At 53.1% G+C, this 7,288-nt stretch carries 4 protein-coding genes; 2 read left to right on the top strand and 2 right to left on the bottom strand.

Features of this window, described 5'->3' with window-relative positions:
- Window positions 1-598 precede the first annotated feature (598 nt).
- Complete coding sequence (locus tag QZN42_RS09680; RefSeq protein WP_296957117.1) at window positions 599-1,570, bottom strand: NAD(P)-dependent oxidoreductase; 972 nt, start codon at window positions 1,568-1,570, stop codon at window positions 599-601.
- Between the two features lie 229 nt (window positions 1,571-1,799).
- Window positions 1,800-2,282, bottom strand: a complete 483-nt coding sequence (locus QZN42_RS09675) for an MlaD family protein (protein WP_296957115.1) — start codon at window positions 2,280-2,282, stop codon at window positions 1,800-1,802.
- A gap of 695 nt (window positions 2,283-2,977) precedes the next feature.
- On the opposite strand from QZN42_RS09675, the gene QZN42_RS09670 reads away from it, so the two are divergent.
- Together QZN42_RS09670 and QZN42_RS09665 are read left to right on the top strand one after the other, a co-directional pair.
- Window positions 2,978-5,056, top strand: coding sequence for an McrB family protein (locus QZN42_RS09670; protein ID WP_296957113.1), 2,079 nt, complete (start codon window positions 2,978-2,980; stop codon window positions 5,054-5,056).
- Window positions 5,040-6,791, top strand: a complete 1,752-nt coding sequence (locus tag QZN42_RS09665) for a nuclease domain-containing protein (protein WP_296957111.1) — start codon at window positions 5,040-5,042, stop codon at window positions 6,789-6,791. The genes QZN42_RS09670 and QZN42_RS09665 overlap by 17 nt, the downstream gene beginning before the upstream one ends.
- Window positions 6,792-7,288 lie beyond the last annotated feature (497 nt).

The raw sequence follows: 7,288 nt of genomic DNA, 5'->3' as shown, positions 1-7,288 counted from the left end.
GTGAATACGGTCGGGTGTCACTATTGCTGATCGTGATTTGTGAATGGGGTCCGCTTCCAATGGGGAGCGGGCCTTTTTTTATTCTGAAATTTTTCCTGGAATCCAAAGAAAAGCGCTGTATACTCCCCGGTCGTATTGTGAGGGTGCGGCGACCGAACGTAACGCATGAAACGAATTGTCCCACTGTTCTCGCATACCATAGTACGCCCCTTCTGTCAGCTGCGCTGACACCTCCCCTAACGAGGGGAGGACTTACGCCGGAGCCCTCCCGAGCCGCAGGCGAGGTCGGCTTGAGTTTCATCGGGCGAAGCCCGGTTTGCATGTTTTCTTCGGCCCGAAGGGCCGGTTGTGTGGTTTCATGAGGAGAACGGGGTTCTACTTGTCTGTGTACATTCCCCATCATACTCATTGCCCCATCAGCGGCAATATTTTCCGGAAATCCGAAGTCCCCAATCCGGTTTTTCCCAATATAAAATGGGCCGCCTTATGAATTCGGCGGCCCACCATCACGGACCACGGGTTCACGGACCACGGACCAAGGACCACGGACCAAGGACCACGGACCAAGGACCACGAACCACGAACAACGAACAACGATTCACATATATTCCGAAATCTTTACTTTCCCTTTTACCGGTTTCCCGTCAAGGAAGTTCCTCATATTTCCAAAAGCATTGGATACAGCTTCTTCCAGGGCGAAGGAGGTCTTTTCCGCATTGTGGGCGGAGCCGGTGACGTTCGGGTATTTCAATATTTCATAGCCTTTTGACGGGTAGCTGTCGAATTCTTTCCACCATACGTCCATGGAAAGGTGGAAGAGAGGATGGGTCTTTATGTGGGAGAGGATATCCTCATAATCGATGAGGGCTGCCCTTGCCACGTCGATGATCTGGGCATCTTCTTTCATGAGGGAAAGGGTTTCTTTATTGATGATGCCTTCAGTTTCCTTCGTTTTCGGAAGGGAGAGGATCAGGACGTCTGCCTGCGGAAGGATTTCTTTCAGATCTTTCATGGCCAATCCGCCGTCCAAAAGGTCCGATGCGGGAGCTGTGCGGCCGATGGCGTAGACTTTCCCGCCGAAGGGTTTCAATACTTTCGCCACCGCCTGTCCGATGCCTCCAAAGCCGAGGATGAGGAAGGTCTGCTCGCAGAGAAGTTTCTGGTTGTGGCCTGTCGCATTAAATACGCCGCGGGAGAGTTCTTCCGTCTGCTCCCGAAGGCAGCGGTTATTGCAGATGATCATGCCCAGGGTGGATTCCGCTATGCCGTGGGCCCAGCCGCCTGCGTTGCAGTAGAGGGGAATGCCCTTTGGAAGTTTTCTGAAATCATGGTGATCCGCACCGGTCAGGATGGTCTGCACCATTTTCGGCCGGTCCAGGAGCTGCTTTTCTTCCGCCGTCAGTTCATCGGTAATCTTTGCTGCCAGCAGCAGGTCCGTATGGGAAACGGCTTCGAGCCTCTCCTTTTCGTCCAGGTCCTCCAGCCAGATGACCCGGCAGTCCGGGAAAGTGGATTCTGCTTTTTTCAGAAATAGTTTCTTTAATTTCGGGGCGATGGTGATTGTAGTCATAGGTTACCTCCAGAGATTTAAAGTGGCAAGTGATAAGTGTTAAGTGGTAAGTGAAGGTGGGCCGCGTCAAAATGGAAAGCGGCCCGAATATTGAACTTGGATATCAGTCAGTTATGAGCCGAAGGCTTTTATTAAAAAATTGGTTGGCAAAGCCAACCATATCCACCACGAAGAACGAACAACGAATCACGAAGAACGATTTCACGAATCACGAAAAGCACAGGTGTCTCTATCCCTTGTCTTCGCTCATAGCCTCTATATTCTTCTGCAGCTTCTGTGCGGATTCCATGAGCTTTCCTGCTTTTTTCATGAGTTTATCCATCCGGTCGTTGTGGTATTCGTAGATGGTATCTCCGTCTTTGAGGATATCTCCGCCGGGCCGTCCTCCGGAAAGTTTCACATAAAGGTCTCCCACGAGAGCCGAGGAATCGATGGAAACACGGCAGTCTGTGGGGATCATTTCTTTATTTCTGATATATAAATCGAGCACGGCTTTGCCGTTTTCGGCCCTGATCTGATTCACCCGGCCCACATTGACCCCTGCATAGAGCACCTGGGCGCTCTTCTTGATCCCCTGGGCATTGTCAAAGACCGCGTGGACTTCGTAAATATCCTGATGGAAAATTTTGAGGGGCAGCGCAAAAAGACTGAAAATGCCCAGAAAGATCGCCGCCGTCAGCGCGATCATGCCGATTTTCATTTCCTTCGTCATAGGAGCCCCTCCTTTCATCTTTAGAAATATTATACCGTTTTTCCGGCCCCTTGGGAAAGGGGAAAGTGAATGGTTTGAAAAGTGGTAAGTGGTAAGTGAAGGTGGCGCCCTGGCGGGCGCAAGTATATATGGGGCCTTTGGCTCAGAAAAAGCAGGGGAAAGGGAAGGATATGGTTCGCTGCGCGAACCAATTTATATAGTGCGCTTCGCGCACGGCCTTTGGCCCGCATGGGAGCTGAAAAGGATTGTACGCAGGCGGTGGCTCTACAAATTCGGCTTGGACCTGTATTCCCGGCCGCACGACCAGCTGTATCCCTGTGCGAGAGGAAATGTCTATTCCCGGCCGTGCGCGTATTGCCGACTGACTCAGACCAATTTCATTGTGCCCGGACCACGAAGAACGAAGAACGAACAACGAACAACGAAATCAATTTTATTTCTCAAGGGATTATATGTTAAAATATATACATTCCAAAGTGTGTTTGGAATACTCAGTAAAAAGTCTGTTTAAAGACTTATGCGGCGGGCATATAAGAGAATAAAAATTAAAAGTTAAAATTTAGAAATTTAAGCGGGAAATTTGATTTCATATATCATTTCGCATACAGTATTTCCTGTCCCTCTTTCTGCTTCATCGCATAAGCCGGTAGATACGAAAGTGTATTTCGTACATCAGTAGAAGGAAGGAACTCCATATGGGAAATAATTTCAACTCCGATGGTTCTTTTTCTGCGCTCCGATTGGGAGACGGCAAGGTGCTGGGGCGGGTGCGGCTCATGGTGAAGGGGTCTACGCCTACGGCAGGGGTGAAGGACTATCGTTTTTTTGTTGACCCTCTTTCACCGCTTCCGAAGGGATTTGAGGATTCGGAGAAGCATGGGTTCACCGGCTTCATGAGCCGCGTGGGTTTTGCGTTCAATACCATCCCCAATGAGGAGGTGGCCCTCTCTCTTCTGCAGGAAAAGCTGGGCAGCTGCTACGTCAGCTTTACGCCGGCCATCCGCAATAACAAGTTCTTCGTGCTGGATGATATGCAGAAGGAAGGGCACACGCCTTTCATGGATATGGATACCCATTTTTATCCGGTGCCTGTCTTCGGCAGTCTGGACCTGCCTCCTTTCGGCGGGGATATCAACAAATTCTGCTTCCACATGCGTTCGGGAAAGCCGCTGCCCGGCCTTTCGAAGAAATACTGGAATAACGATGTGCCGGCGAAGATGTTCGTCACCGCTACCCGGGATTTCGAAGGGCGCCTGGGACCCTGGGTGGTTTTTGCGCCTCTCTATGAAGGTACGTTTGATTCGACGGTCATCGGCCAGGGGGGCGCTTATTTCCACGTCAGAGATAACGGACCCCTGGGCTACTGCATGGTGGATGTGAAAAATTCGGAACTTTTCTCCCACATCCTTCGCTGCAGCAAGCTTCCTCTCTGGTTTGTGCCGGATGAATTCCTGCCGGACCTCCGGATGAATCTGAAACCGGTACCGGCAGACGGGGACCTCCTCAAAGATTCCGGGGTGGAGCACAATCCTTTCACGGAAGAAGAGCCTGTCTTTGCGCCCCGCAGCGAGGAATGGGAAATCACGGCAGAAGATGTGGACCCCATCGCAAGGAGCCTCACTTCGGAAGAAAAAGTGGAACCGGCTGAAGAAATAGAAGAACCGGTATCTGAGGAAATGGAAGAGCCTGCTGAAAAACCTTTCGGCGAAGAAGATTTCCTGGCCCGTCTCTCGGAAGCGGCAGTCAGATCAGGCCTTCTCTTTGAAAAGGAAGATCTGGTGAATTTCCATATTTCCCTGAAAGCATCGAGGCTCACCGTCCTCGCCGGCATGAGCGGCACAGGCAAATCCGGCCTCGTCCGCCTTTACGGCAGAGCCCTGGGCCTTCCGGAAGAACGGGTCCGTTTCCTGGCCGTCCGCCCCTCCTGGATGGATGACGGAGATATCCTGGGGTATGTGGATACGAAAAATAATATTTACAGAAGCGCCGATACGGGCCTGGCAGAGACGCTCATCGATGCGGCGGCTCATCCAGAGAAGCTCTACCTCATCTGTTTTGATGAAATGAACCTCGCGAGAGCTGAGCATTATTTCGCCCAGTTCATTTCCGTGCTGGAAAAAGAAGAAAATCCGGTGATCCGCCTTTACAACCCGTCTATTGCAGGAAAGCTGTACAACAGTGAAAAATATCCGCCCGAAATCCGGATCGGACGGAACGTGCTCTTCACGGGCACGGTGAACGTGGATGAATCCACCTATCATTTCTCCGATAAAATCCTGGACCGGGCCAACGTCATCACCCTCCATCAGGGACGGTTCCGGGACCTTCTCACCCTGGGACCGAAGGAGGAAATATCCTATCCTGAAATTTCCGCCGCCCTCTGGGAATCTTTCTGCAGGGAAGATGGCCTTGGCCTTTCCGAAAAAGAACTGGACCTCCTGGACAGTCTGAACGATGCATTCAGAAAGAGCGGCGCCTCCTGCGGCATCGGTTTCCGCATTGCTTCCCAGATGGGGAAATATCTGGAAAATATTCCGGAAGGATTTGAACGGGCCCGGGGACTGGACGCCCAGATCGTGCAGCGGGTGCTGACGAAACTCCGCGGTTCCTCCCAGCAGCTTTCAGGCCTCCTTTCCATCAGCGACAAGGGCCTCCTGGAAGGGGCGATTCCTTCCGTACTCGATGATTTCAGTGAACTTTCCGAATTCAGGGAATCCCGCAGCCTGCTGGAAAAGAAAGCCGGGGAGCTGAAACTTTATGATTACACCATCTAAACTTCCTTTCTCCCTCACCTTCTCCGGCGGCTGGGACAAAGGGGTGAAATATTTCACTGCTTTCACCGATGATCCATCCGAGCTCTCCGGCGAAAAGAAACCGGGCCTCACCCTCACGGAAAACCAGGATATCCTCCTCCGCTTCGAAGGACCGAGAGATTTCCGGTTCACCATGGACGGACTCGACGTGGTCACCATCCCGGGGGCTGAGCGTATCGATGGCCAGACCTACATCCAGCCCTTCCGGCGGGGCCAGCCGCCGCTCCTCCTCTTCGAAGGGCAGGATTTCCCCCTGGTGCCGGGCTACTACGTGCTCACCGTCACCGGGGCAGGCCGCGCCTGGTACGGACTCCTCGAAATCACGCCGAAATACATGGGCAAGCAGAGCTGGCAGGACATGCGGGACGAACTTTCCGATGAAATCAAGACGATTTCCTTCGATTTCATGAGGAAGAATATCCATATTTCCAGAAATATGGAAGGAGCGCTGGGCCTGTCGTCAGCCCTGCTCCTTCGCTTCTATGCCATCAGCGATGAATCGCCGGTAGTCCTTTCCGTGCTGGACGAACTTTCCCACACCGCCAACGCCCGGCTTTCCCTCACCATGAAACAGGTGCGCCGGGACCACCGCCGTCCGGACCCCCACGTCCGCCCGCAGCACGTGAAAGAAAGAGAAGGCGCTCCCCGCATGCCGGTCCTTTATACGGAAATCACCCGGGACGTGGCGGAAAACCGTTTCGCCAAATCCATCCTGCTCGGACTGGACCGCCTGCTCTACCATTTCCTTCTGGAAATAGAGAAACCCATCGCAGGCCTTGAAAAAAGGCAGGCCCAGCTTACGGATTTCCGGGAGCGGAGAGAATACAAAACCGGCGAAAAAGCGCTGGAACGGCTCATCCTCTATCGCAGCCGGGCCAGAAAAATCCGCTCCTCCATCCGCCGCATCAGTTTCGCCCCCTGGTTTGAAGAAGCCGAAGGGAAAATGCCCGAAGAACTCCCCATGGCCGTGGTCATGGACCCCCGTTACTCCGTGCTCTACCGGCTCTACAGAAAACTGGCGGACCCGGAAGAAAGCTTCACCCTTTCCTCTTTCTACCAGTTCCAGTGGAAACGAACCGATAAACTTTACGAACTCTGGGGCTTCCTCCAGTTCATCAAAGCTTTGACCGCTAAAGGCTGGGATATGGAAGGGGGCGTATCCGTCATCAAAGAAGGCGGCCGCTACCGCCTCTCCTCCCTGGACTCGGGCACCGAAATCCGCATGAAACGGGAAGGGGAAGAAGTCCACCTCACCTATGACGGAACGATTCCGGACACCTCTGCCGATACGGACAGAGAGAAAAATCCTCTCTACACCAATAATCCCCACCGCCAGCCGGACCTCCGCCTGGACTACTACAAAGAAGGCCTCTACTTCGGGTCCCTCATCGCGGACTTCAAATACAGAGACCTCATCTACCTCTGGAACGACGAGACCAGATCCTACAGCCTCCGCCGCCAGTTCAACGCCTATCGGGATATGAATACGAGATTTTATAGAAATATGACGGAAACTGCCTCCCTCCGCGACAGCCGCCCCGTCAAAGAAGTCTGGGCCATCTTCCCCAGAGAAATCCCCGGCCGCACCGATGAAGACTACAGTCTGAAATTCATCCCCCTCGCCCCGGGCCTCTCGGGAAATGAAAAACTGGCCGACGAACTGGAAGAATATCTCTCGTCCCTCTCCCGCGGATAATTGTGAATAAAAAACCCGCCGATTGCATGCAATCGGCGGGTTTCGTCTGGAAAGAAAGTGGTAAGTGGTAAGTGAAGGTGGCACTGCTGATGCGGCGCGAGTATATATGGGGCCTTTGGCCATAAAAAGCAGGGGAAAGGGGAAAGAGGTAAGGGAAAGGGAAGGATATGGTTCGCTGCGCGAACCAATCTTATATAGTGCGCTTCGCGCACGGGCTGTTGCCCGCATGGGAGCTGAAAATGGTTGTACGCAGGCGGTGGCTCTACTTTGGCGGCCTGGACCTGTATTCCCGGCCCTACGGAGACGTGAACCTCTGCACGAGGGAGAGTGTGTATTCCCGGCCCCGCGCGGAGAGCGGAGTGAGCGCAGCGTTCTCCTTTGGATGTCAGAAATCCGGTCGAAAGAATCTCATCGATATCGTCTACTTCCTTTCAAGTCGCTATCGTCCAGGCCCTCCCAGGAGTTGGGAGGGTGCCTGAACGAAGTGAAGGCGGGTG

The organism is uncultured Dialister sp., from assembly GCA_900314595.1.
Taxonomy (GTDB): Bacteria; Bacillota; Negativicutes; order Veillonellales; family Dialisteraceae; genus Dialister.
This window is presented reverse-complemented; position numbering and strand designations above follow the sequence as displayed.